Source organism: Saccharothrix sp. (assembly GCF_031180885.1).
GTDB lineage: Bacteria > Actinomycetota > Actinomycetes > Mycobacteriales > Pseudonocardiaceae > Actinosynnema.
This window is the reverse complement of sequence record NZ_JAPSLK010000005.1, coordinates 187,574-213,914: the sequence shown is the minus strand read 5'-3', so window position 1 is coordinate 213,914 and position 26,341 is coordinate 187,574. Positions and strand designations below refer to the sequence as shown.

Below are 26,341 nucleotides of genomic sequence, written 5' to 3'. Positions count from 1 at the left end.
GCCACGAGAGGGCTTGTGATGAGTGCTGTCGCGCGTAAGGCGGGCAGGAGAGCTGTCGCGCTCGCGGTCGTGTCGATGCTGGCGATGTCCACGGCGCAGGCCGTCGCGGTGCCGGGCAACCAGTACTCCTGGGAGCTTCCCCCGCTCCAGAAGGAGGACCCGGTCGCAGCGCAGTCGGTGAACGTGGCGGCGGTGCCGCCCGACCCGGCGGCCAGTGCCGTGGTGACCAAGCCGGTCGAACCGGCCACGTTCTGGCCCGCCACCCTGTCCGGTCAGGTCGACCTGGGCGCGTCGGGCACCACGCCGGCGCAGGCCGCCGCACAGGCCGCCGGGACTCCGCTGCGGATCCCCAACACCCCGATCGCGGTGGGGCTGGCCGCGGAGGCGCCGGCCGGCAGCAAGATCGTCAAGGGGCAGGTGCGCGACCGCCAGGGCAACGCGCTGGTGTTCACCCTCGCGGACGGGGGCGGTGCCGCCGGACTGCCGTTGGTCTTCACGGTCGACTACAAGGCGTTCGCCAAGACCTTCGGCGGCGACTACGGGTCGCGCCTGCGGCTGGTGCAGCTGCCGGCCTGCGCGCTGACGACCCCGGCTCTGGCCGCCTGTCAGGTGCAGAGCCCTGTCGAGGCGGAGGCGAACAACGTCACTGCGGGTGCGCTGTCCGGTCGCACCACGTTGGGGTCCACGCCGACGGTGTTCGCCGCCGTGGCGTCCGCGTCGGGGCCGTCGGGCAGCTTCGCGGCCACCTCGCTGGCGCCGGCGGGCTCCTGGACCGCGGGCGGCGCGTCCGGTGACTTCACCTACAGCTACCCGTTGCGCGTTCCGCCGGCGATCGGCGGCGCGGCCCCGTCCGTGGCGCTCGGGTACTCCGCGCAGAGCGTCGACGGACGCACGTCGTCGACCAACAACCAGGCTTCCTGGGTCGGCGACGGGTGGGACATGTCGCCGGGCGGGTACGTCGAGCGGCAGTACAAGCCGTGCAGCTTGGACCTGGGCGGCAACAACGGCGACACCAAGACCGGTGACCAGTGCTGGGCCACCGACAACGCCACGATCAGCCTCGCCGGCGTGTCCGGGAAGCTGGTCAACATCCCGGGCACGCAGGAATGGCGTGCGCAGAACGACGACGGCGCGCGGGTCGAGCGGCTCTTCGGCGCGCCCAACGGTGACGACAACGGCGAGCACTGGAAGGTCACCACGACCGACGGCACCCAGTACTTCCTGGGCGCCAACCGGCTCCCGGGCTGGGTCGACGGCAAGCCGGAAACCCGGTCGACGTGGACGACGCCGGTGTTCGGCAACCACGAGGCCGAGCCGTGCCACCGGCCGGGCGACTTCGACGGCTCCTGGTGCCGGCAGGCGTACCGGTGGAACCTCGACTACTCCGTCGACCGGCACGGCAACGTCACGACGTACTACTACAACCAGGAGATCAACAACTACGGCCGCAACGCCGACCCGGCCAAGGCCACCCCGTACGTGCGGGGCGGCTGGTTGGACCGCGTCGAGTACGGCCTGCGCAGCGAGGACTTCTACGCCGCGCCCGCGGCGAAGGTGAACTTCGAGACCGCGGAGCGGTGCCTGCCCTCCTCGACGGTGAACTGCGACCCGGCGCAGCTGGCCGACGGCACCAAGTCGTCGTGGCCGGACGTCCCGTTCGACCAGATCTGCAAGGACGGCGAGTCCTGCACCCACCGGTTGACGCCCTCGTTCTTCTCGACCAAGCGCCTGATGAAGGTCGTCACGCGCGTCGCACAGGCCTCCGGCGGCTACCAGGACGTCGACTCGTGGACCCTGGAACACCAGTTCCTGGCCACCGGCGACGGTCTCGCTCCCGCGATGAACCTCCGCTCGATCGTCCACACCGGACTCGTGGGCGGCAGCGTCGCCCTGCCTCCGACGGTGTTCTCGCACCGGGCGATGGCCAACAGGGTCGACATCGGCGGGGACCACCGGCCGCCGATCACGCGGTACCGCATCGAGGCCATCACCGGTGAGGCGGGCAGTCACACGCAGATCACCTATGCCGGTGAGGACTGCGTGGTCGGTTCCCGGATGCCGGCGTCGGCGGAGTCGAACACCCTGCGGTGCTTCCCGACCTGGTGGGCGCCGGACGGCGCGCGTGAGCCGGAGCTGCACTGGTTCCACAAGTATGTCGTCGCCTCGGTCGTCGAGGACGACCGCACCGGGGCCTCGCAGCTGATCAAGACACGGTACACCTACGTCGGCGACCCGGCGTGGCACTTCGACGACAACGAGTTCGCCGACCCGGAGCGCCGGACGTGGTCGCAGTGGCGCGGCTACGAGACCGTCCGCACCACCAAGGGCGAGACGCCGAGCCCGCAGACGGTCACGGAGGTGCAGTACCAGCGCGGCATGGACGGCGACCGCCTGCCCGGTGGGGCGGTCCGGGACGTGTGGACGGAGAACAGCGAGCACGAGCGGATCGAGGACGTCGAGCGGCTGCGCGGGTTCGTCCGCGAGACCCGGCAGTACAACGCCGGCGAGCTGGTCTCCGCGTCGGTCAACGACCCCTACCTGCCCGACACGCCGACCGCCACCGACGCCGCGGGCAACCAGGCGTTCGTCACGGGCAACGCCTCCGTCCGGGGCCGCACGAAGCTGTCCGACGGCACGTGGCGGCGCACCAGGGTGGACAAGCAGTTCACCGCCGAGGGGATCGCCTGGCGGGTCGAGGACCACGGCGACACCGCGGTGGCCGGCGACGAGTCGTGCACGACGTCGACGTTCGCGCGCAACGAGGACCTGCGGCTGCTGACGCTGGCGCACCAGGTGGAGACGGTCAAGGGGGACTGCACCGTCACCGCCTCGCCGACCACGATCCTGTCCTTGGCCCGGTCGTACTACGACGACCAGCCGCTCGGCGCGGCCCCGACCCGCGGGTTGATCACCAAGGCCGAGGTGCTGGACAAGTGGGACGCCACCGGGCAGACCTGGGTGATGGCGTCGCGCGCCACCTACGACAAGTACGGCCGGCCGCTGGACGTCTACAACGCCGAGGGCAAGAAGACCACCACGACCTACACGCCCGCCGACGGTCCGGTGACCGGAATGTCGAGCACGAACCCCTTGGGCCACGTGTCGAAGGAGTTCCTCAACCCGGCATGGGGCACCTCGATCGCGTCCCTGGACGTGAACAACCGCCGTGCCACGCTCAAGCACGATCCGTTGGGCAGGCTGATCGCCGCCTGGACGCCCGGCCGCGACCCGGCGACCACCAAGGCCGACGCGGAGTTCGAGTACCAGTACAACAACGACAAAGCCAGCGTCGTCATCAGCAAGCGGTTGCTGGACAACAACCAGTACCTGGCCGTCTACACGCTCTACGACGGCCTGCTGCGGGAACGGCAGACCCAATCTCCCGCGCCCAACGGTGGCCGTCAGGTGTCGGACACCTACTACGACTCGCGCGGCCTGCCGTACAAGGTCAACGGCGTCTACTGGAACAGCGGCGCACCCGGCGGCACCCTGACCGGGGCGTTCGACAACGAGGTGCCCGGCCAGACCATCACCGAGTACGACGGCATGGGCCGCCCGGTGAAGGCGAGCTTCCGCAAGCTCGGTGTCGAACAGTGGGCCACCGTCACCTCCTACGGCGGGGACCGTGTCCACACCACCCCGCCGCGCGGCGGCACGGCCACGACCGTGATCACCGACGCGCAGGGCAGGGCACTGGAGAAGCGCCAGTACACCGACGGCCTCGGCAGTCCCTACGACGCCACGAAGTACACGTACACCGCCGCCGGCCAGCTGGAGACCGTCACCGACCCGGCGGGCAACGTCTGGCGTTACACCTACGACCTTCGCGGTCGCGTCGTCGCCACCGACGACCCGGACACCGGTCACAGCACGACCGCCTACACGGTGCTCGGTCAGATCGCGTCGACGACCGACAGCCAGGGCCGCACGATCTCCAACACCTACGACGACCTCGGCCGGCAGACCGCCCGCTTCGAAGGCTCGACCGCGGGCAGGAAGCTGGCGGAGTGGGAGTACGACACGCTCCCCGGAGGTGTCGGCCTCCCGACGCTGTCGCGGCGCCTGGTCGACGGCCATGCCTACGAGCGCAAGGTCTACAGCTACGACCCGGCCGGGCGGCCGACCGGTGAGACGGTGACGATCCCGGCGGTGGAGGGTGTGCTCGGGACGAGCTACACCGTGCGCCAGTCGTACACGCCGACGGGCAAGCCCTTCATCACGCAGTACAACGCGGTGGTGTCGGGCGGGAAGACGATCGTCCCGCGTGAGGCCGTCGGCACGTACTACAACGACATCGGTATGCCCTACACGTTGCAGGGCAGCGAGCTGTACGTCGCGCACACCGGCTACTCCAGCTTCGGCGAGGTGCTCCAAGAGGTCTACGGCAGCGAGGACCCGGCGGCGAAGAACGTCTGGGTCACCAACACCTACGAGACCGGCTCACGGCGGCTGACCCGCACCCAGGTCGACCGCGAGACCCAGACCGACAGCCGCATCGCCGACCGGAACTACACCTACGACCAGGCGGGCAACATCACCCGCATCGCCGACACACCGCAGGGGCGGCCGTCGGACATCCAGTGCTTCGCCTACGACTACCTGCGCCGGATGAACGAGGCGTGGACCCCGTCGTCGGGCGACTGCGCCCAGCCCCGCTCGGCCACGGCCCTGGGCGGCGCGGCCCCGTACTGGAACTCGTGGACGTTCGACAAGACCGGCAACCGCCTGACGGAGACCCAGCACAAGGCGGCCGGCGACACGGTCCGCACCACCACCTACCCGGCGCCCGGCGCACCGCAGCCGCACACCGCGCGATCCGTCACCACCACGGGGCCCAACGGCACCTCGTTGGACACCTTCGACTACGACAACACGGGCCGCACCAAGTCCCGCAAGATCGGCGGCGACGAGCAGAAGTTGGAGTACGACGCCGAGGGCAACGTCTCCCGCATCGTCAACCCGGACGGCAAGGAGTCGCGCTACCTCTACGACGCCAATGGCGGCCGGCTGATCTCCCGCGAACCCTCGGCGACGACGCTGCACGTGTTCGGCCAGGAGATCCGCCTGGACACCGGCACCACGACGCCGTCGTGGACGCGCCAGTACAGCCACAACGGCCATGTTGTCGCGGTCCGCAACAGCGTCACGGGCCTGAAGTACATGGCCGGCGACCACCAGGGCACCAACCAGTTGGCGGTCACGGCGGGCTCGATGGAGATCGCCCAGCGCCGCCAGACCCCGTACGGCGCACTACGCGGCGACGTGCCGGGGACGTGGCCGGACAAGTTGGGCTTCGTCAGCGGCCGCAACGACGAATCCGGCCTGACCAGTGTGGGCGCCCGGCTGTACGACTCCTCCTCGGGTCGCTTCCTGTCGGTCGACCCGGTGATGGACAACAACGACCCGCAGCAGCTCAACGGGTACGCGTACGCCAACAACAGTCCGGTGACGTTCAGCGACCCGACCGGGATGATCCGCGACTGCGGCCCGGACGGCGTGCTGTGCGGCCGCAACCCGGCTCTGTTCGACGGTCCGGCGGGCGGTCCGAACGACACGTACGAGCGGGAACGCGGCTACTACCAGTGGCGCGAGCGGATGTGGCAGCAGGCGTCCAACGGCGCCAACGGCGAGACCCAGGCTGCCCTCGACGCGGCGGGCATCAGCTGGGAGGAGTACCAGCGCGCCCTGGCCGAGGCCCACAAGACCAAGTGGGACGTCATCAAGGAGGTCGCCTGGGAGGTCTTGAAGGACATCTCGGGCTGGAACGACATCGTCGACTGCTTCACCAAGGGCGACATCTGGGGTTGCGCGGGCGTCATCACGGGCCTGGTGCCGTGGGGCAAGGTCGGCAAGATCCTGGAGGCCGGCTACAACGCCCTCAAGGCGGTCAACCGGCTGGCGAAGATCATCGACAAGGCCAAGGGCGTCCTCCGCCGCGTGCAGGCGATCACCGAGAAGGTGTCGTCGGCGATCACGGAGCGCTTCAACAAGCTGACCGCCGACGGCCCGCCGAGATGCCACAGCTTCGTCGCCGGGACCCGGGTTCTGATGGCCGATGGCTCGACCAAACCGATCGAGGAAGTCGAGATCGGCGACAAGGTCAAAGCGACCGATCCCGTGACCGGGGAAACGACGGACCGCGAGATCGTCGCCACCATCGTCCACGACGACGAAGGCGACATGACGCACCTGACCGTCACGGCGGACACCGGCACGACGGGCACGATCGATGCGACGTCGTGGCATCCGGTGTGGGTCGAGGCCGAAGACCGGTTTGTCGACATCGGCGATCTCCAGCCCGGACAAAGCCTCACTTCCTTTGACGGTGCCGCTGCGGTCGTTGCAACTGTCGATCGTCGCAGTCACGTGGAACCGGTATACGACCTGACCGTGGAGGGAGTGCACACATACTTCGTGGTGGCGGGGACGATCTCCGTCCTGGTGCACAATTGCGGTAACAGCGATATTGTCGAGCTTTACCGGTCGCCGGGCTTGGGCAATCGGGCGAACGAAGCGCGCGGCCTCAATGCGGCCAACCACTCCGGGAACCACCCGACTGCATATCTCTCGAATAGCCCGATCGGTGCTGCTCAATACGCCGGAATCGGTCACGACGCAGGGTTTCACGTGTTCACGATGAAGCCCGGGTTCCGTGAGGCGTTCGGCGACCTGGAGTTTCCGTTGCCGAACAAGGATGGCGTGCCGGGACTGACTGAGTGGAGGATTCCGTCGGCCCGGTTCGACGAGTTCAACTCATATATAGATCACGACAAGACCAGATGGGTCGTCGCCTACCGCGGGTGGTGGGAAGACTGATCGTCGTTGCTGGCACTGTGGTGGTATCGTGCAGACTTTCGCTTGCCGGTCCTTGGAGATCAGACGATGAATGACCGCGACACGACTGCTCGCCTTGAGAGGTACCTGGAAGAGTTGCGTGCGTTGACGGGTGTCGATCCGCTGGTTCGCGAAATCGTTCCTCCGAGTGATGAACGCGGGCGGGTTCTGGCTATAATTCACAGCGGTTATCCGGAGACGGGTTGCCTGACGGGGTTCACCTATGGTCTCTCGTTGGCGGAACACCCTGAGTGGGCAGGCGTCCGCCGGGAGTTGACGATCACCGTTCGGTCGGGCGATCTTGATTGGCTGACCGTCCCGGCCCGCGCGGTCGAAGCGATGCGGGGGATATCGGCGTTCAATCGGGGGCGAGTCCTCGGTCACGTGGAACGTTTCGTCGGACGTTCGGGCATGTCCAGCCTGCTCCTGGCCGACCCCCTGCCCGATTGGGGTCGCCACACCCTCGAAATCGGACTCGGTCGTGGTTCCGAAGACAGTGACCGGGTTGATCTCGTCGGTGTTTTCCTGCTGCACGCTTCGGAGAGGGAGTTCGCTAAAAAGAATGGGTTTGAGGCATTGTGGGCCTTGCCGTGGGATCGCCTCGACCCGATGCGTCCACCGATCGTGTGAGACAGGTTCACATCAGCTCGAGGCGCAGTTGGGTGGTTCCAACCCCGAGCCCCGAAACTTTGTGACGATTTACAACTACGCGAACACCCCGTGATGCGCGCGTATGAGAACCAGGTGTGGTGCGCGGTGGACGATGGTGGCAGTCGAGCGCTTACAGTGCTACGCCAGCGTACAGCGGCTCGGAGCTGTTGCCTCGCGGCGTTACCATCAGTGCGCAAGGTAATGGTGGATTCTACCTGTTCGTCACCGTGCTGAACAGGACGAGGCCGTGATGGGTGAGATCGAGCGATTGGTCGCTGTTGTGCCTCCGCCCCCGGGGCGGCGGTCTTCCATCGACTGGACGCGTGTGTCGGCCGAGCTCTCAGTGGAGCTCCCCGCGGACTACGTGGAGCTGATCGAAGTTTACGGAAGTGGCCAGTTCGACGAATACCTCTACTTGTTGGAGCCGTTCTGCTTCAACCCCTACTACGACCTGGTCGCGAGTACAGGGATCGACGTGACGCTGTGCGAATGCTCTTCGACGAGGGTGAGCCCAGGCCGGCTGAGTTGACGGACCCGGAGAACCAGGTCATCCCGTGGGCGTCCACCGACAACGGTGAGTACTTGTACTGGCTGGTGCGCCCAGGGGTCGACCCTAATGACTCCGGGGTGGTCGGGCAGGGCAGTTCCAGCAGTTCGTGTGAGATCGCCGCACGGTTCGGGGTGTGGCTGGTCGGGTGGGCGCGGGCCGTCTGGTTTCCAGCGGACCGCGTGCAGGAACAAACCGGCGCTGTCGTACGCGGTGGCGTCGGCGGTCACGGACAAGTTCAACAAGCTGACCGCCGACGGTCCGCCGGCCAGCTGTACCCTGCACAGCTTCGTGGGCGGAACCCTGGTGTTGATGGCCGACGGCTCGACGAAACCGATCGCCGAGATCGAGATCGGCGACAAGGTCAAGGCCACCGACCCGAACACCAAGGAAACCACCGACCGCGAGGTCGTGGGGACGATCGTCCACGACGACGAGGGCGACATGACGCGCCTGACCGTCACGGCGGAGGACGGCACGACGGGCACGGTCGACGCCACCTCCTGGCACCCGGTGTGGGTCGAGTCCGAAGGGCGCTTCGTCGACATCGGTGAGCTGAAGCAGGGTCAGCGCCTGACCACGACGGACGGCGCTTCTCCGACGGCCACTGAGCCTTTCCGCGTAATGGTTCCTGACGGTCTGTGATCATGTGGTGCGGTCGTGGTCGATGTGCAGGAGCACGAGGGCGGCTGCGACGATCCTGCCGATCGCCCAGGGACACAGGCTGACGTTCCGCAGGGCCTTGAAGGTGGTCTTGAGCAGGGAGTTTCCGCGTTCGCCGATCGCGCGTTTGCCGTTGTGGGCTTTGTTGTGGGTCTTCTGGTCGTCGGTGAGTTCGCCGCCCTGAGGTTTCTTGATCGCGACGGTGATGGTGTCGGCCTCGCCCTCGTAGCCCAGGTCGCCGAGCACGGGCAGGTCCTGGGCGGTCCAGACGGCCAGTGCGGGCAGGATTTCGGTGTGGGCACGCAGCGCGCTGGTGTCGTGTTCCCGGCCCGGTCGCACGTCGGAGGTCCACAGGGGCCACCCGTCGGGTGCGGTGACGACCTGGATGTTCCCGCCGTGGTTGGCGTGTTTGCCGGACCACCAGAGATCCACGCCGGGAGTGGGGCCCGGGATGCGGCACCGGTCGGTCTCGATCAGCGTGCCGTCGACGCTGACATGGCCGTGACCGGCTGTCTTCGCCGCGAGCAGCGCTGATTCCAGTGCCGGCGCCTGGGCGGCCAGGACGGTGATGCCCTCGTGCAGGTAGTCGTAGGCGGTGGGCCGATCGCGTTGTCGCAGGCCAATTGCGCTACGCGGGTGCCGTCGAGGAACCAGCGCAGGACCAGGACGGCGTGCTTGAACGGGCTCAACGCGCGCGTATCGGTGCGGGTGCCTCGTCGGAGGCGTTCGCCGCGCAGGAGGCCGGACAGGAACAGCACGGTCTGGTCGCGTACCGGCAGAGTTGCGGTGTATGTGACACTCATCAGGCGCAGGACCTCTATGAAGTTGATCTCGGAAGGACCACCTTCATACCGGGGTTCTGCGTTTTTTGTTGCGTTGTAACAGGTTCGGCGTGCCCGCCCGCCTTGGCCGGTCCGACTACCCAACGCCACCGAGAGTTACTCGGAAAGGCTCACTGAAGTCTCGCGCTACACGCGTTTTGAACCGGTCCACGATCTCACGGTCGAGGGCGTCCACACTTACTATGTGCTGGCTGGCTCGGCACCGGTGCTAGTACACAACTGTGGCACCGCGACCGTCCGCTGGGACAAGGACATGGAGCACGCCACGATCAGATTGGACGCGGACGGTGTGTCCCTCGAGACAAAGCAGGTTCTGCCTGGTTGGGACGGCGTGGAAAGCCCGAATGGCAGGCCCACGACCGGTGCTATAGCCGAGCCGTTGGGTGAGAACGTGGTCGAGCGCACCTTCAACCTGCCTAACGCAGCTCGAGCGCTGAAAGCGCAGCAAGACTCCATCGGTGCTCCGCTAGGTGCGTATGATGGTATTCACAACAGCTGTGTAACCTATTGTGTAGGAATCTTGGTCGCAGGCGGAGTGGAGATACCATCGGGCGCGCGCGGTATGGTCTACCTTAAGAGAACCTTGGGTTAGGGGCGACATTGCTGGAAAGTGGCGAGCACTACGACCAAGTTCTAGCTGACATCATTGTCAGCCCTAGGGTCGGTGTCGGGCACATTCGATTGGTTGGAGATGTCATATCCGTGCGCGCTCAGTTGAGTATGGGTATGCAGGGTGCGGTAGGCATCTCTTTCGAGCAGCGCGCGAATATCGTCGAATCTGTACTAGAGTTGGAAGAGGGCTATCGGCAGTGTTGGGCGGCCCTGGCTGCCGAAGGTAATTTCGAGCGAGCTGCTCGCCTGTTGCCGCAACTCGAGCAGACTCTGAGTCTCGCAGTAGACGGGCTGCTTAGCATTGCGCGAGCTAACGGTATTCGAATCGAGCGCTTTTCAAGATGATCGAACGTGGTGGGTGGAACCGGAGCCGCCTGCCTTGCGCGCGTCCCCCGCCAACGCACCTACGGAATCTCTCGTTTCAACACATCGCCTGCCCCTTTTGGGGTGTGCGGAGCGTGTCGCACCGAGGAGGCGAATCTCCATGGGCAGGCGCGTTGCTTGATCTTCCGTCAAGGGAGTCGACAAGGAGGAGTGGAAGGAGGAGAATCCGTTGTGCCGCAACAGGTCCGCCTGCGCCGAACTGCGCTCAGCAGAGCTGTTTTAGGTGCCGCTGAACCCGCGTTCGCAGGTCAGGGCATGATCAAAACGACCCTGGGGGTCAAGGGGTCGCAGGTTCAAATCCTGTCGTCCCGACGGTCGATGGAAGCCCGTCTGATCATGGCGAAATGCCTGATCAGACGGGCTTTCGTCTGTCAGTGGGTTGATCTTGCTCTGATCCACTACGGGGACCGCTTGTGGACCATCTGTGGACCTCGGAAGAATTTCGGGAAACTAGACCGCCCGTAGACGTGGCGTTCCGGGCGGCTTTTGCAGGTGGGCCTACAGCAGCGCCCCGGCGTCGGTGACGGAGCGCTTGTTGGGGTGCAGGTAGCGCTGGGTCGTCATCAGCGACCCGTGGCCCGCGATCCGCTGAAGGTGGTGGACCGGCACCCCGGCGTCTGCCATCCAGGTCAGGCCGGTGTGGCGGAGGCTGTGCCGCTTCAGGTGGTCGAACCCGAGCTGGGTGACCACGTCATCCCAGTGAGTCGCGTCACGGAGCACGGCGGTGGTGATGCGGCCACCGCGCGGGCCGACGAACAGCCGGGCGTCCTTGGTGCCGTCCGTGGCCGCGATCCGGCGCTGGACGAGTTCGCGGATCTCTTCGATGAGCGGCACGGTGCGGGCGCGCTTGCCCTTGGTGCCCTTGTCCACCAGGCCGCCGGGCGCGGTCGTGGTCTGGCGTCGGACCGTCCAGGTCCACTCGGTGGTGTTGATGTCCTTGACCCGGACTCCGGACACCTCCCCGATGCGCGCGGCTGTGCACGCGGCGAACAGGACGACGTCGCGCCATCCCTCGTACTGGCTGGCCGACGTAGCGGCCAGCGTGTCGGCCAGGCGCTGGAGGGTGGCCCAGTCGGGCAGGGCCAGCGAGCGTGGGTCGTCCAGCTCGTCTTCGACGCGTGCGTACTGCTTCTGCCAGCCGGTGATGCGTGCCGGGTTGCGGTCGATGATGCCGTCCCGGAGCGCCTGCTCCATGACGCGCACGAGCATGGCGAGGGTGTTCTTCACGACCGACTTGCTGCACTCGTCGGCGATCCAGCCCGTCTCCGGGTCCATGACCGCCCGGTCGACCGCGCCGGTGGTGATCATGCGCACGGGCAGGTGTCCCAGGGAGGGCACGATGCGCAGCTTCCACCCGGACAGGTAGGGCGGCAGCGTCTTGTCCTCCAGGCCGCGCAGCGCCAGGGCCATGTTGGCGTTGCCGTACTCGGCGAGCGTCATGCTGGCTTGGTTCGGGTCGATGCCGCCGGCTGCGGCGCGCTTCATGGCGTCGATCCACTCGGCGGCTTCCTCCTCCGACTCGCACGAGTGCGAGCGGGAGGGACGCTTGCCCGTCTCGGGGTCGGTCCAGCGCACCCGCGCACGAAAGGGCGTCGGTCGGTCGGGCAGGTACTCGATGTCCGTCGACAGGGAGACACCGATCGGTGGTCGGTTGCGCTTCGCGGGCATGTGAGTTGGTCCTTTCAGGACGGTGGGTGTGCGGGTTTCGTGACAGCGCAGGCTGTTCGACGGTTCGTTTCGTGACGTCAGGTCTCGTGTCGCGCGCGTGCGTTGCGCGCGCGTGTGCGCAGGCACGCGTTGGTGGTGTGTGCGGGCTTCTGACGTCACGTGACGTCAGAAGCGGGGTCATGCCGGGCGCTTGGCGGCTCTGCGGCTGTCGGCGCGCGGGAACAGCGTGCGAACGCGTTGTCGGCAGGCGTCGAACCGCGCCTGGTCGAGCGCTCGGTTGAGGACCAGCGCGCGCAGGGTGGCCTTCGCGCGCGTGATCCGGTCGGTGCCGCGTTCGACAACGAGTTCGGCGATGGTGGCCCGCACGTGGTCGGCATCGGCGAGTTGAGCGGCGGTCAGGTTCGAGGTGTAGAGGATGGCGACCAGATCGTCGGTGCGCAGCGGGATGCTCAACGACACGCTGGTCGCCGCTCGACCGCGCCCGTCGACCCGGTAGCCGGGACGGATCTCGACCGGGTGGCCGTCGATGTAGGCACGCATGTCGCCTCCTGTCTGGTGTGAAGGGATTGCTGCAACATGGCGGGAGGGAAGAGGCAGCCTGGTAGTCAGGCCGCCTGGTGTAGGAGGGGAGGACCGACTTCGGCACGCGCCCGAAGGGCGCAGAAGGTCGCGCCGAAGGCGTCCTAATAGGACTGTGGGACTCCGTTTGGGACGGTGGTGAAGTGCCCGGCGAACGGTCCGGCCGTGCATCGGTCGCCGAGCCGGTCGCCATCGGTCGTGCGGCCGGACCGTTCGCGCGGTGGGAGCGGTGACGGGTCGTCTGCTCGGTCGCGTGGTTGAGGTCAGCCGGTCGAGCGGCTGCACTCCCGGTCGCCCCGACCGAACGCCCGGTCGCGGCCCGGTCGCCTCCCGAGCGGTCGGTTCGACTGCGACGCACGGGGCCTGTCCTCCTTCCTGGTCTGCCGGACCTGCGCGGTTAGCGCGGTTAGCGCGATTTGGTCTTGACCTGCGGTTTTGCTCTTGGGCGGGTGAGCCACGAGGCCGTCTACCAGTGGGTCTACGCCCAACCCGTCGCCACCCTGAACCGGGAGCTGATCGCGCTGCGGACCGGCCGCACCGGTCGTCGCGGGCCGCGTCCGGCGCCCGCGCCGCGCATCCGCGAACCCCGCTACCTCGACGAACGCCCCGCGGAGGCCGACGACCGGGCCGTTCCCGGTCACTGGGAAGGGGATCTGGTCATCGGCAAGGGAGGCAGGAGTGCGGTGGCCACCCTGGTGGAGCGGACCAGCCGCTTCCTGGTCCTGGTCCCGCTTCGCGGACGCGACTCGCTCACGGTCACCGACGCGATCATCGCCGCCGTCGGCGACCTCCCGGCCTCGATCCAAACGGTCCCTGACCTGGGACTGCGGCTCGGAGATGGCGTTACACCACAACGTCACCGCCACCGGACTGCCGGTGTTCTTCGCCCACCCGCACTCGCCCTGGGAACGTGGCAGCAACGAGAACCTCAACCGCATCGTGCGCGAGTTCCTGCCCAAGGGCGTCGACATTCCCTCCGATCCGCGCTGCCTCGCCGCCATCGCCGCCGAGATCAACGACCGACCCCGTAAGATCCACGACTGGAGAAAACCCAGCGAGGTGTTCACCGAACTTCTCGAAGCGGATGCTTCCACCGCCTGAACTTATCGTCCCGTCCAGGGTGATCCGTTCGCCAATCTCGCGCCCGTCGCCCCTGGTGAATCGGTCCGGATTGTCGGCCAATTGCCGCCTTGTCCTCGTTGTAGTGGTGCGATGAACCGCATGGTGAGCGAGCTTGGAGTCAGCGTGCTCTACGTATACGATGGTCCGCGCGGTGCCGGTCAGTGGATTGCAACTGGTGGCTGCGGGAGGAGGGGTTGATGGTCGAGGTGACGGCTCGCTACTTCCGCTTCGTGGAGGACGAAGACGACGAAGTGCTGGAGGCTGGTTTCGCGGAAACCGAAGATGGAACTGGTTTCGTCTTGCTGATACAGCGCAGCCTCTACGAACCGGAAGAGCAGGAAGTCCATTTGGGTATGGACACGTACTGTCTCGTGAGCGGCGGACAGAGCATCTACGGTGGGCTGCGCCGAGCGGTCAGGCTTGATCAAGGACTGGATTTGACGCTGTCGTCGGAGGCTGCGGAGTTGTTGGAGTTGCCCGTCGACCTCCAGGTTCGCCTGGACGGCGAAGCTGCTGCTGCAGCCGAGGTCCTGGACGCTCTGCCGCGAATCGTGATGTGGGGGCGGGAAGAGGAACGTCCCGAACTCTTGGGTTTCGACGGCGGTCGTAGTCAGGAGTAGGCCTAAGAACCCGCTCGCCGCCGGAATCTCACGCTGATCGTGGCGAGGTCGGCACCTGCCGGAGTCGTGGGGATCGTCATGGTGCATGTCGGGGCCTCGGTTGTGTTCTTCATGTCCGGCACCCACGAAATCGCGATCGGGCGCTGATCCGCCGTCCGCCCCGCCCGGAAGTCGATCGCTTCGGACGCCCCGTCTTAGCGGTTGCCGCGTGGGGTGTCCGTGTTGCGATCCGCGGGACGAGGGGCGAAGAACTACGCCGTTCCCCTTCTGGTCTTGTGGTGCGCGGTGTTGTGGTCGGCCCTGCGGGCGATGGCAACCTCGTGTCGATGGTCCAGCAAAGCGGTCACGCCTCCGAGGCCATCGCATCGGGATCGCCGTGGGAGATGGTCGAGCGCACGACGGAGTTGCGGCCTGCCGCGCGTCGGCGTACGCCCACTACGAGCTGGCCACGGGGCACATCGCCGTGACCGAGTTGTACGTGCACCTGGTCGAAGCCGAGCGCAGGGGTGGCCCTGACGCTCCTGGCCTTCGAGGCTGTTGAGCCGGACTGCTCGTTCAGCCGTTTGTCGTGCCTGGCGGACCGTTCGGCGCTGGCCACCGTTCCGTGTGTATCTACTCGCAGGTCGTAATAAAGGGCGCGCCTTGGGATGTTTCGACCAAGTGGATGCAACGGGGGCGCTGTATGGAGTGGCCTGTTCGGTGTCATGAGTGGTGAAGGTTACGAATCGGGCAACTACCGAAAATTGCGGCTTGTGTCACACGGGCGAGCTGTAGGGTGCCGCTACCGCGATGATCGGGCGTCGTCGTTTCTTTGTGCGCTTGTCAGAGGTGGGAGACGCGTGAAGGGTTGAATGTATAACGTTTCCGGCAGTCCTGACGATTGCCCCAGGGTGGACTTCGGGGCGTTATGCCTTTTGTGCGCCGTGAACGCGACGGTTGGAAGCTGCCTGTCCGGGGTGGTAGCGGCGGCCACGTTTATCGGAATGGAATGCCTGCGCGCCGTGGGCGTGAGGTGCCGCCGATGACGACGACCGGAAGATGTCTAACGGTCGGTGTTCACGATCGACGAAGTCGGAGTGGCGCCTGAGCGCGCCTACTCTGCGATCTTGTTCCGTGAAACTGCGAGTCTTTCGCAAATAGGTCGACCGCTGTCGCGTGGGTACCGCTATTGTGCGGCCACATTTCTGGATCGTTACAGTGACCTGATGGAAGTGTGCTGGAGGTTTGTGCAAATGACGTGGATTCAAGCGATCAAGCCGGTCGATGGCATGGACAGGCTGGTTTCCCTCCTCGACGACGTGACGGGCGGCAAGCCCAAACTGCCTTCCCTGGTGGTCGTTGCGACGTCGACCGACGCGACGTCGAACGCCGAGTTCCTTGCTGCTCTCAAAACCAGGTTGTCCGGTTCGGGCAACAGCGCCCTGGTGCCGCACGCGTATGCGGACCAGGACCTCGTCGAGTCGGCCGCAAAGAAAGGCCTACCGCCGTATGCGGCGTTGCTCGACCTGATTGTGCAGGGACTACGGCGCCGTATCCCCCGCGGCGCGGGGAGAAACTGGAGACCTCAGAGGTTCCAACTGGCACAGGACATCCTCGATGCCGATGGGAAGATCGACGCGGCGGGCCAGGCCAGGCAGAGGGCCAGGCTTCTTGCTCTGCTGTACGAGCACTGGGAGAGCCGTAACCCCCTGCTCGGCTGGGCTCGTGGGATGAGCCAGACGGACTTGCCGGTACAACTGGTCGGCACGTTGCTCACCGCGATCCTGAGTGGTCCGCTCAAATGGCTGTACACCAGGAGGCTCAACGGTCGCTCGACGCGATGGTTCCGCGACCTGGTGAAGAACAAGGTCGGCGAACCGGGTGACTTCGCATCCCAGGCGTTCCCACTGCTGTCCATCGGCGATCTGGGAGAAGAGCCCCGCGAGACCCTGCATCGCCAGGTCCTGGTCAGGGCGATCCTGGAGGACCTGTCCGACCTGATGCGACCCGGCCGGATCTCGCCGCGCCGTCGCCGCCGCCGCTGGACGCCGGTCCTGCTGCTGGATGGTGCTCATCCGCGCGTCGCAGCCCTGGTCGACGAGTTCGCCCAGCAGATGAAGGACCTCAGGCCCGCCCCACTGCTCGTCATCGGCACGCTGGACCCCGAACACGCAGCTCGCGTCGCCAAGATCACGCACGACGTGCCCGACGCGGCGACCACGTTGAATCGGTTCGTCGATGGCGAGCGGGCCGCGTTGCCGGAGGCGCCTTACCTGGCGGTCCGATTACCGGTGGCGGGGGAGGAGTCCGCGGAGGAGAACCCGGCCGTCAGGACGTGGATCGAGTCGCATCCCCGCGTCACACCGCAGGTGCCGGGAGGTCTGTCGGCGGTGGCGCCGCTGTCGGTCGTGGTCGCCCTGCTGGCCGGTGCGGTCGGGTTCGGCGGCTACCAGTACCTGCTGGGTGGCTGCTCCGACACGAAGATCAACGCCTCCGGTGAGCGCGTCGGCGTCATCGAGGCCGGGTGCAGCTTCGTCAGCGGCAAGATCGTCGACAACGACCGCGTGCCGAAGCTCGCGACCCTCGAAGCGCAGGCGGTCGAGAACAACAGCGACGTGGACAAGCTCAAGGACCGGCAGGGCAACCCGCGCTACTACCGCACCGTGATCTTCTTCGGCCCGCTGACTCGAGCCGACCAGGCCGAGAGCACGGCACCACCGAACGCCATCTGGCAGCTGGAAGGGGTGGTCCATAAGCAGAAGGAGCACAACGAATTGGCCGACAGCGACGACGGCAAGGTGCCGGTGAAGCTGGTCCTGGCCAACAGCGGCGACCGGTTCGCCGACGGGCGGTGGGTCGCCGAGCGGATCGCGGAGCGCAAACGGGCCGGGCGCGGCGAACTGGCGGCCGTCATCGGCATCTCCCAGAGCAGGCCGCAGGCGCTCGAGGCGGTCGGCCGCCTCAGCGGCATCCCGGTGATCGGCGCGGCGATGTACGGCAGCGGCATGACGGCCAACCCGAACATGTTCCTCTCGTCACCGTTCAACGCGGCGTTCGCCGAGGAGATCGCGAAGTGGGTGCGAGCACAGCCCGGCACCCAGGGTGCCGCGGTCGTCTACGACCCCGACGACACCTACTTCAGCAAGGAACTACACGCCGACCTGAACGAGCGCAACGTCGGCTCGCAGGAGAAGGACGTCGTGGCGAAGGAGGTGCCCGCCGTGAACGGCACGACCGCGCCCACGCTGGAGACAGACGACGTGGAGCGGCTGTGCGCCGAAGCCGACGCCGTCGTGCCGGTTATCGCCAGCCGGGGCGATCAGCTGCTCAAACTGCTTTCCATCGGTGCGCACGTCAAGGCGTGCAAGGATCGCGTGGACCGTCCGATTCGGATGATCTCGGGGCCGGGTGGGGTGGTGGTCGCGGGATCCGGTGTCCTGGCCAACTATCCCTGGGTGAAGGTATGGGTGACAGGCTTGGCCGGTACGGCCGAGCAGAGCGAGCGGATCGCGGGCGCCAATGCCTTCGGGATGGCCGCTCAGGCGATCGCGAACGCTCATCACCTCACCACACAAGTACCCGTCTGGGAGGTCTCCCAGGTCCTGGCCTGCCTGCGGGACCCGGAGTTCGACTACGACGGCCTCAAGCCCAACGTCCCAGGCGTCGATGAGGGCCGCATACACATCATCGAACCGTCGTGAAGAACGGAAATCCACGTCCGGCTGGACTTCGAAGACGTTGTGGGCGAGCCGATGGGGCGGTCGGGTCCTTCGACTACCTGCTGATGCCCTCGACATCGAGTATCGCGGAGTCTCATTCGCCGCAGAGTGGAATCGTAGTTCGAGACAGCGGCGTTCTCCGCAAAAATCGGCCTCGGGTCGGTCCGGGTGATGAACGTGGCTGCGGTGAGGATTTGGCGATCTGGTTTCATTGCCGCGCAGGTCGGGATGGCCGGAGCGAACTTTGGGAGTGGACATGCGGAGGAAGAAGCGGGCCGAAGGGGAGCCGATCGACCCTGCGGTCCAGGCGGCGCACGTCAACCGTCGAGGTGCCGTGGCGGTGGGCGTAATCGCCGCCGTCGCCACCTTGGCGGCAGCTGTGATCACGGCGTACTCGACCGGCCGCAAGCAAGGGGCTGATGCGAGCCCGCCGTCCACGGTCACGGTAGTGCAGACCGTCGCCGGGCCGGCGTCCGGCACTGACACGAAGTCGGCGTCGGTGCCCACCACGTCGGGCATCGTGCGGGCCGGTAACGGCGTGCCGCGCCAGATCCAGATCGACACCGGAATGGGGGTGGATCTGGATGTGGCCGACCCGCGCCCGGTGGAGGCTTCCGGGCCTAACGGCGACCTTGACCTGTACTTCGGCAAGGACATGCTCAGCGCGAGCCAGTCATCCCTGATCTTCTACGGCGGTACCCAGTACGACGCCGAGACGGAATGCCCCAAGCTGTTGGAGAGCACCACCGGACACCCGAGCACCCCATCGGCGGTGGGCGGTCAGTACTGCTACCGGACTTCCAAGGGCACGGTCGGCTGGATCAGTGTCAATTCCGTCGACTTCGACAGCGGTCCGCCAATCAACCATGTCGTGCTCAACTACAAGCTGTTCACTTAGCGGCCCGGTGCTGCCGCGCGCTCGGGTCTCGGCGCGCAGTAGCACCGGGCGGCCGTTCAGGATCCGTGTGCTTCCTAGACTAGTAGCGTGTCGCTGCTTAGTTGTGGTGCTTGCGGCTGGGAGGCTGTTGTCCGGCAGGTTCTTTCCCCTGCCGGACAAGGACTGGTGTGGTGGTATCGCATTTGAAGCGGCCGGTCAGGCTGTCGGCACGGGATCGTGAGGAGTTGACCCGGTGGACCACGACGGGTGTGCATCCGGCGTCGTCGATCATGCGGGCGCGGGTGCTGCTCGCGCTGGACACCTCGGCGGGCGAGCCTGATCCGAAGGAAGTGGTCGCGGCGCGGCTCGGAGTCTCGGGCGAGACGCTGCGGCTGGTCGCCAGGCGGTTCGCCGAGACCGGCGGCGATGTCCTGGCCACGATCTCGCGCAAGAAGCGCTGCCTTCCGCCGGTGCCGTCCCCGGTGACCGGGGAGGTGGAGGCCCGGCTGATCGCCCTGGCGTGCCCGGCGCCGCCGGAGGGGTATGCCCGGTGGTCGTTGCGGCTGTTGGAGGAACACGTCCAGCTCACCGAGGACATCCCGAACCTGGACCACTCGACCATCGGCCGGGTTTTGAAAAACGGAACTGCGTCCTCATCTGAGGAAGCTTGGAACATCCCGCCGCGGGCGAACGCGGAGTTCGCCGCCCGCATGGAGGACGTCCTCGCCGTCTACGCCCGGCCGCACGACCCCGCCCGTCCCGTGGTGTGCATGGACGAGAAACCCTTCCAGCTACTGGGCCGGGTCCGCGACCCGCTCCCGGCCCGGCCGGGCCGCGATGCCTGCGAGGACAGCGAATACGCCCGGTGCGGCACCTGCTCGATCTTCGTGTGGGCCGAGCCCTTACGCGGATGGCGCCGCGTCCACGCCCTGGCCCGGCGCACCAAGATCGACTGGGCCGGGCAGGTCAAACACCTGCTGACCGTGGACCATCCCGACGCCGAGACCGTGGTACTGGTCATGGACAACCTCAACACCCACGGCATCGCCTCGCTCTACGAGGCCTTCACGCCCGACGAGGCCTTCGCCCTGGCCCAGCGCCTGGAGATCCACCACACCCCCAAACACGGATCCTGGCTCAACATCGCCGAGATCGAACTGTCCGCACTGTCAAGGCAATGCCTCGACCGCCGTATCAGCGACCTCGACACCCTCAACGCCGAACTCGCCGCCTGGCAACACGCCACCAACGCCAACCAGCGGGGAGTCGACTGGCAGGTCACCACCGACGACGCACGCGTCAAACTCCGCCACCTATACCCCAAAGGTTAGATGCGACGGTCTACTAGTGCTGTGTCACGCAACGTTGGTCGGGTAATCGGTCCAGGTGTGCACGGCGGCGATCAACGGCTGGTCGCTGGTCTTCACCCTGCCGACCGGGCAGACCATCACCTCCGGCTGGAGCGCCACCTACTCGCCCACGTCCGGGCAGGTGACGGCCCGCAACGTCGCCTACAACGCCTCGATCCCGCCGAACGCCTCGATCGGCATCGGGTTCCAGGCGACCCACGGCGGCAACACCGCCAAACCCTCTTCCTTCACCCTCAACGGCATGGCCTGCGCCACCGCCTGACGGGACGAGGCGGCCCGGGACCTCCCGGGCCGCCTCGCCGCTCAACGGCAGGTGTGTGCGTCGTACGGCACCGAGAGCGCGCTCGACACCTCGTGCCCGTCGACGGTGGCGGTCGCGGTGACCGTCGCCGCACCGGCGGGCACGGCCCGTTCACCGGTCATGAACGGGTGGAAGCGAGTCTTGCCCGGCTCGACGTCGTCGAACGTCTTCGCGCCGTAAGGGGTCTGTACGACCACGTCGACCGGCACGGACTCGTTGTTGGTCACCCGCACGGTCAGCTTGGCGTTCGGCCCGGCGCACCCCGTGTCCGCGGCGCCCGCCACCTTCAACGACGGCTTGGCGAACCGCCAGCTGTCGACCTCCGCCAGGTCCCGGCCGTCGGGTCCGACGAACGTGAAGTACACGTCGTGCACGCCCGACACGCCGTCGAGCTCGGCGCCGACCTCGGTCCACTGCCCGACCGGCCCGTCGACCGGGATGGTCGCCACGACCGGACCGGTGCGGTCGTCCAGGCGGACCTGGATGCTCCCACCGGCGACGAGCGGCTTGACGCGCGCCGACACGCCGGTGGCGACGGACCCGAAGTCGGCCGACGACAGCGACGTCCAGTCACCGTTGTCGACGTCGTGCAGGGCCAGCTGCGGCACGTCGTTCGGTGCGTTGAGCCGCTTGGTGGCCAAGCCCTGCTGCCACGCGATGGTCTCCGCCTCGATCACCCGGTAGGGGTCGAGGTGGCGGATTTGCTCGACGCCGTCGAACGTGCCGAGGACCTCCTTCACCGTGCCGTCGGCGTTGAACTCCAGCTTCGCGATGTGCGGGCTGCGGAAGCCCTGCGTCGCGCCACCGGTGATGCGGCGGTTCAGCGTCTGCGCGTGGTAGGTGAAGTAGTGCTCGCCGTTCAGCTCGAAGACGGACTGGTGGTTGTTGCCGCCCGCACCGAAGTAGACACCGGGGTTCTTGAAGATGACCCCCGCGTACTTCTCGGGCGTCCACGGGCCCATCGGGCTGTCGGCCATGAGGTAGGCGATCGCGCCGGTCGGCGGGCCGTTCGGGTCGATCGGGCCGCCGAAGCCGAAGTTGGACGAGTAGGAGTAGTAGTACTTGCCCTCGCGCTTGAAGACGTGGCCGGCCTCGAACATCAGCGGCGCGTCGATGGTCTCGGCCGCGCCCTCGGTGCTGATCATGTCGTCACCGAGCTTGATGACGCGCGTCGACTTCGGGTGGTTGGTGTTCTCGTAGGAGTTGGAGCCGTCGTTGCCGCCACCGCCGAAGTACAGGTAGCCCTGGCCGTCGTCGTCGATGAACACGCCCGGGTCGAACAGCCAGTTGCGGCCGTCCGAGGCGCCGGGGGTCTGGGCGGTGATGAGCAGGCTGCCGCGCTCGTCGCGCCACGGGCCCAGCGGCGAGTCACCGACCAGCACGCCGGTCGCCGCGCCGTTGTTCGCGAAGTAGAGGAAGAACTGCTCCTTGCCGTCGACCACGCGGCTCTCGACCGCCGGTGCCCACGACTGCGAGGCGTACTTCGCCAGGCCGTTCGGACCGGCGACCGGGATCTCGCCGTGGTCGGTCCAGTTGACCAGGTCGTCGGACGAGATGACGGTGATCGTGTTGATCCCGCCGTAGGTGTTGGTGGGGGAGGTGCCGTTGGGACCCGGGTTGTACACCTGGGTGTCGTTGGTCATGTAGACGTACACCCGGCCGCCGTGCACGAACGCATTGCCGTCGGCGCCGAACTTGTGGGAGATCAGCGGGTTGCCCTCGCCGGGGTTCTTGCCGAGCACCTCGATCGTGGTCGACGGGGTGAACTCGCGCAGGACGACGTCGTCGACCTTGAAGTCCATCAGGTGGGTCGCCGGCGCGGCGGCCGGGTCGGCGACCCACGGCGTCTCGACGAAGACGCGCGGCGTCGCGACAGACTGGCCGGCCGGGATCGTGAAGGTGCCCTGGAGCAGGCCCCACTGCCCGCGCGGCAGGGTCCCGGTGCCCAGGTTGGTGTAGGTCGAGCCGCCGTAGTGCATGGTGACGAAGAACTGCTTGGTCGCGGGGCTCGCCGGGTTCTCGTACTTCACCCGGGCGGTGACGGTGTAGGTCTTGCCGGCCTGCACCTTGCCCGCCAGGTCCTGCGCCGGTCCCGAACCGGTCGTCTTGCGGTCGGTCACCAGCACCGCGCCGGAACCCGAGTAGGCGTCACCGGTGGGCGTCAGGGTCGCGCCGTCGGTGGCGTTGCCGTTGTTGACGGTCCACCCGGACAGGCCGTCCTCGAAACCGGGGTTGGTGATGAGGTTCGGCCCGGCGGCCGCCGCCGTCGGTGCGACTGCGAGACCTCCGGCGAGCAGGGCTCCGACGGCGAAGAGGACGGCTGGTCTCCGCCGCTGCGGACGTTGTCGATCCACGGGTTCTCCTTGTTCTGGGTGTGGGGGTCTGGGTGCGGTTGCGGGGGTCTGGGTGCGCTCACCGGCAGGTGTGCGCGTCGTGGGGTGCGGTCAGCTCGACGGTTCGCGGCTCACCGTCGACCGTCGCGGACGCGGTGACCGACGCCGAACCCGCCGGCACGTGCCGCTCCCGGGTCTGGAACGGGTGGAAGCGGGTCTTGCCCGGCTCGACGTCGTCGAACGACTTGGTGCCGTAGGGCGTGTCCACCGAGACGTCCACCGGGACCGCTTCGTGGTTGGTGACCTCGATGGTGAGCGCGACCTGAGGTCCCGCGCACCGGGTCTGCGCGGCCACCGCCACGGCGACCGGGAACCGCGCCACGCCCAGTCGGGCGAGCTCCAGGCTCAACGCCAGCTCCGGCGCGTCGATCTGGTTCTGCGTCCCGAAGGCGGATGCCCGTGCGGCCTGGGCCTTGCCGAGCGCCGCGCGCATCGCGGCCCACGAGTCCGCGGGGTAGTGGTGCTCGTCCAACGTGGACGCGTGCCCGATCGCGGCGTCCAGGTCGCCGGTGTCGAGCGGCTTGCCCTCGGCGGTCAGCGTGTCGCTGAGCAGGTAGTGGTCGAAGTCGACCTGCCCGCCGGCTTGCGCGGTCGCGTAGTTGAACAGGCCCCACCGGTGGCCCATGAAGTGGGTTAGGCTGCCGTCCAGGGTCTGCGGCCCGACGCGGTCGCCCAGCCGGTGCCAGGTGAGCCCGTCCAGGCTGTAGTGGAACGTGGTCCAGCCCTGGCCGGTCGGCGCGTCGAACTCGGCGTCACCCTTGAGGTGCACGGTGGTGGCGTCGCCGAGCGGCACCGCGGTGCCGGGCACGAAGGTCTCCGCGGTCGCCTGGTCGAAGGTGACCGGGAAGGGCTGCACCCGGTTGACCACCCCGAGCGTGTGCCGCCCGTTCACCCGCTTCACCGCGACGTAGGAGAAGCCGCGGTTGTACATCGCCAGGCCCGCGACGTCGCCGTCCTTCATCCGGGAGAAGTCGAGCTTGGTCTCCGCCGAGGACTTCGGGCCGAACGTCCGCTGCGAGAGCGTGTTGCGCGCCTCCTCGAACCACGTCAGCTCGGCCCGGTTCGACAGCTTGGTGTAGACGTAGCCGCCGGTGACGACCTTGCCGGTGGTCAGTCGCAACCAGCCCTCGCGGTCGGTCAGCGACCAGTAGCGGTTGTCCGGGGCATGGTTCCACTGCCAGGCCGGCCCGAGCCGCGAGCCGTTGGGCCTGATCTCCGCCTCGGTCGGGTGCTCGGTGGTCACCGGTTGGCCGATGACCGAGACGTCGTCCAACAGGTACTCGACGCTCGACGACGGCGGCTGCGGGTTGGCCCACGGCGTCTCGACCGCGAACGTCACCTTGCCCGTCTCGGCCGTGCTCGGCACCGTGTACCGGCCGGAGACGGTCGTCCACCGGCCCGCCTGGACTTCGCCGGACGCCATCACCTGCACGCCCGCGCCCCAGTCCGCGACCAGGTTGAACCGCACGCTCGCCGGGCCCGCGGCGTACTTGACCTTCGCCGACACCTGGTAGGTCACCCCGCGTTGCAGCACGCCGTCCAGGGATTGGTTCGGCCCCGAGCCGTTGAGCGTCCGGTTGGCCACCTTCAGCGCCGTGGTGCCGTCGACGGGCTCCAGGGTGAGCTGCGCGCCGAACTGGGCCGCCCACGGCGATACGGTGCCGGACTCGAAGCCGGGGTTGCGCACCAGCTCCACGCCGAGCAGCGATTCGTCGACCTCGGGCGGGGACGGGATCGTCCACTGCTCGTCCATGTAGGCCTTGTGCGGCGCGTCGTTGGCGAAATCGTCCGAGGCGACGACGCTCTTCTGCCGCTCCAGCGCCTCCTCGGCCGGGCTCAGCCGGATCGGCTTGGCGAACTCCCCGTTCACCGGCACCACGCCGTGGTCGCCGAAGGTGGGCCAGCCGTCCTGCCAGGTGGCGGGGATGAGCGCCGGGATGCGGCCGACCGGGAACGAGTCGCGGAAGAACATGCCGTACCAGTCGGTCCGGCCCCCGTCCCGGGCGATCGGCACGAGGCTGCCCTGCGCGAAGCCGTTCGAGTTCAGCACGCCCCGCGCCCGGTACGGGTTGCTGCCGTCAGCCGTCGCGTACCACCCGAGGAGTTCCGTCGAGCGGAAGAGCACCACCTGGCGTCCCTGGCCCGGCGGCCACGTGATGATCACGACGTAGTAGTGCCCGTCGATGTACTGCACCTGGGCGCCCTCGAACAGGCCGCCGAGGAAGGGCGAGCCGGGGTAGTCGGCCGGCCGCAGGATGTTCGGGTACTCCGCCACCACCCTGGTCAGGCCGCTGTCCAGCTTGACCGCGCTGGTCGACCCCGACCCGTAGAAGATGTACGGCGTGCCGCCGTCGCGGTCGTCGAAGTACAGCGACGGGTCGTGGAACGCGCGCCCCAGCGGCAGTCGGGTCCAGGCGCCGTCCTCGATGTCGTCGGTGCTGTAGAGGTAGGAGCCGCCGAGGTTGTTGGTGTTGAACGCGACGTAGAACTTCCCCCGGTGGTAGCGCAGCGACGACGCCCACTGGCCCTGGCCGTAGGAGTTCTGGCCGTTGCGCAGGGAGAACGAGTCGCCGACGCCCAACCGGTCGAAGACGTAGTTGACGATCTCCCAGTTGACCAGGTCGTAGGACTTCATGATCGGCGCGCCGGGGCTCAGGTGCATCGTCGTGCTGATCATGTAGTAGACGTCGCGGCCCTCTTCGTGCTCCGCCGCCGGCACGCGTTCCACGCTGACGTCGGGCACGTCGGAGTTGAGCAGGGGCACGGAGTAGGTCCCTTCACCCCGGTCGGTGGACGTGTACGAGGACGCGGGCACCCACTCGTCCGCCGCCTGCGCCGGCGGGCCGACCGAGGGCAGGACCGCACCGATCAGGGCGACCACGGCGAGGGCGGCCGTGGCGGCTCTCCGCCGTCGTGGGGGTGCGTGGACGATCAGGGGCATGGACGGCTCCAGACGCGGTCGTGGCGGAAACCGGGTGTTTCTCCGGGCAGTCGAGCGCAGCGCGCGGCGGGACAGCCTGTGATCGCTAACATCTGACCGCGCTAAACGCGGGAGGTCAGCGGTTGAGGTGTCCTGGTGAATGGCGTGGGTCGGCGGTGTCAACGCGATGTTGCCGGACAGTGTTAGCGATAACACAAGTAGGTGTCAAGGTTGATCCGCGACCCGGCCCTTCGGTCGCG

General features: G+C 67.4%; 15 protein-coding genes and 4 pseudogenes. 14 read left to right on the top strand and 5 right to left on the bottom strand.

What is annotated here, in order from left to right; translation table 11 throughout:
• Positions 1-18: 18 nt before the first annotated feature.
• The 4 genes from RIN75_RS10595 to RIN75_RS10580 all read left to right on the top strand — a co-directional run bounded on the left by RIN75_RS10595 (position 19) and on the right by RIN75_RS10580 (position 8,677).
• Positions 19-6,816: a polymorphic toxin-type HINT domain-containing protein gene (locus RIN75_RS10595; RefSeq protein WP_309111654.1), complete on the top strand. Its 6,798-nt coding sequence runs from the start codon at positions 19-21 to the stop codon at positions 6,814-6,816.
• A gap of 6 nt (positions 6,817-6,822) precedes the next feature.
• Entirely contained in the window at positions 6,823-7,464 is a 642-nt protein-coding gene (locus tag RIN75_RS10590; protein ID WP_309111653.1) for a suppressor of fused domain protein, read from the top strand.
• Between the two features lie 271 nt (positions 7,465-7,735).
• Positions 7,736-8,014, top strand: a complete 279-nt coding sequence (locus RIN75_RS10585; protein WP_309111652.1) for a hypothetical protein — start codon at positions 7,736-7,738, stop codon at positions 8,012-8,014.
• Positions 8,015-8,245: 231 nt separating this feature from the next.
• Positions 8,246-8,677: a polymorphic toxin-type HINT domain-containing protein gene (locus RIN75_RS10580; RefSeq protein WP_309111651.1), complete on the top strand. Its 432-nt coding sequence runs from the start codon at positions 8,246-8,248 to the stop codon at positions 8,675-8,677.
• Here RIN75_RS10580 and RIN75_RS10575 read toward each other — a convergent pair.
• A pseudogene (locus RIN75_RS10575) lies at positions 8,678-9,498 on the bottom strand (transposase family protein).
• A 190-nt stretch (positions 9,499-9,688) separates the two neighbouring features.
• Here RIN75_RS10575 and RIN75_RS44040 point away from each other — a divergent pair.
• A pseudogene (locus RIN75_RS44040) lies at positions 9,689-10,129 on the top strand (hypothetical protein); the annotation flags it as partial.
• Between the two features lie 110 nt (positions 10,130-10,239).
• A complete protein-coding gene (locus tag RIN75_RS10570; protein ID WP_309111650.1) occupies positions 10,240-10,494 on the top strand; it encodes a hypothetical protein in 255 nt (84 codons plus the stop codon).
• A gap of 537 nt (positions 10,495-11,031) precedes the next feature.
• Here the strand turns inward: RIN75_RS10570 and RIN75_RS10565 are convergent.
• Both RIN75_RS10565 and RIN75_RS10560 read right to left on the bottom strand, forming a co-directional pair.
• A complete protein-coding gene (locus RIN75_RS10565; RefSeq protein ID WP_309111649.1) occupies positions 11,032-12,201 on the bottom strand; it encodes a site-specific integrase in 1,170 nt (389 codons plus the stop codon).
• Between the two features lie 177 nt (positions 12,202-12,378).
• Complete coding sequence (locus RIN75_RS10560) at positions 12,379-12,741, bottom strand: hypothetical protein (protein WP_309111648.1); 363 nt, start codon at positions 12,739-12,741, stop codon at positions 12,379-12,381.
• A 488-nt stretch (positions 12,742-13,229) separates the two neighbouring features.
• On the opposite strand from RIN75_RS10560, the pseudogene RIN75_RS44035 reads away from it, so the two are divergent.
• From RIN75_RS44035 to RIN75_RS10530, 8 genes and pseudogenes are all read left to right on the top strand, one after another.
• Positions 13,230-13,568 (top strand): annotated as a pseudogene (locus RIN75_RS44035) (IS30 family transposase); the annotation flags it as partial.
• On the top strand, positions 13,459-13,881 hold the full coding sequence (locus RIN75_RS10555) for an IS30 family transposase (RefSeq protein ID WP_309111647.1): 423 nt from the start codon (positions 13,459-13,461) through the stop codon (positions 13,879-13,881). The pseudogene RIN75_RS44035 and the gene RIN75_RS10555, both read left to right, overlap by 110 nt.
• A gap of 60 nt (positions 13,882-13,941) precedes the next feature.
• Positions 13,942-14,100, top strand: a pseudogene (locus tag RIN75_RS44030) (hypothetical protein); the annotation flags it as partial.
• A complete protein-coding gene (locus tag RIN75_RS10550) occupies positions 14,100-14,522 on the top strand; it encodes an Imm10 family immunity protein (RefSeq protein WP_309111646.1) in 423 nt (140 codons plus the stop codon). The pseudogene RIN75_RS44030 and the gene RIN75_RS10550, both read left to right, overlap by 1 nt.
• Before the next feature lie 1,205 nt (positions 14,523-15,727).
• Positions 15,728-18,202, top strand: a complete 2,475-nt coding sequence (locus RIN75_RS10545; RefSeq protein ID WP_309111645.1) for an ABC transporter substrate-binding protein — start codon at positions 15,728-15,730, stop codon at positions 18,200-18,202.
• A gap of 274 nt (positions 18,203-18,476) precedes the next feature.
• Entirely contained in the window at positions 18,477-19,118 is a 642-nt protein-coding gene (locus tag RIN75_RS10540) for a hypothetical protein (protein ID WP_309111644.1), read from the top strand.
• A 224-nt stretch (positions 19,119-19,342) separates the two neighbouring features.
• Entirely contained in the window at positions 19,343-20,428 is a 1,086-nt protein-coding gene (locus tag RIN75_RS10535) for an IS630 family transposase (RefSeq protein ID WP_309111643.1), read from the top strand.
• Positions 20,429-20,483: 55 nt separating this feature from the next.
• Positions 20,484-20,729: a cellulose binding domain-containing protein gene (locus tag RIN75_RS10530; RefSeq protein WP_309111642.1), complete on the top strand. Its 246-nt coding sequence runs from the start codon at positions 20,484-20,486 to the stop codon at positions 20,727-20,729.
• Between the two features lie 41 nt (positions 20,730-20,770).
• Here the strand turns inward: RIN75_RS10530 and RIN75_RS10525 are convergent, their stop codons facing one another.
• Both RIN75_RS10525 and RIN75_RS10520 read right to left on the bottom strand, forming a co-directional pair.
• The gene (locus tag RIN75_RS10525; protein WP_309111641.1) at positions 20,771-23,122 is read right to left on the bottom strand and encodes a family 43 glycosylhydrolase; all 2,352 of its coding nucleotides are present in this window, start codon (positions 23,120-23,122) and stop codon (positions 20,771-20,773) included.
• Between the two features lie 58 nt (positions 23,123-23,180).
• Positions 23,181-26,102, bottom strand: coding sequence for a family 43 glycosylhydrolase (locus tag RIN75_RS10520; protein WP_309111640.1), 2,922 nt, complete (start codon positions 26,100-26,102; stop codon positions 23,181-23,183).
• Positions 26,103-26,341 lie beyond the last annotated feature (239 nt).

Bases quoted from the DNA above. Each gene is read 5' to 3' on its own strand.
- RIN75_RS10595 (WP_309111654.1), top strand. From the start codon at position 19: ATGAGTGCTGTCGCGCGTAAGGCGGGCAGGAGAGCTGTCGCGCTCGCG.
- RIN75_RS10585 (WP_309111652.1), top strand. From the start codon at position 7,736: ATGGGTGAGATCGAGCGATTGGTCGCTGTTGTGCCTCCGCCCCCGGGG.
- RIN75_RS10565 (WP_309111649.1), bottom strand. From the start codon at position 12,201: ATGCCCGCGAAGCGCAACCGACCACCGATCGGTGTCTCCCTGTCGACG.
- RIN75_RS10560 (WP_309111648.1), bottom strand. From the start codon at position 12,741: ATGCGTGCCTACATCGACGGCCACCCGGTCGAGATCCGTCCCGGCTAC.
- RIN75_RS10550 (WP_309111646.1), top strand. From the start codon at position 14,100: ATGGTCGAGGTGACGGCTCGCTACTTCCGCTTCGTGGAGGACGAAGAC.
- RIN75_RS10545 (WP_309111645.1), top strand. From the start codon at position 15,728: ATGGAAGTGTGCTGGAGGTTTGTGCAAATGACGTGGATTCAAGCGATC.
- RIN75_RS10540 (WP_309111644.1), top strand. From the start codon at position 18,477: ATGCGGAGGAAGAAGCGGGCCGAAGGGGAGCCGATCGACCCTGCGGTC.
- RIN75_RS10520 (WP_309111640.1), bottom strand. From the start codon at position 26,102: ATGCCCCTGATCGTCCACGCACCCCCACGACGGCGGAGAGCCGCCACG.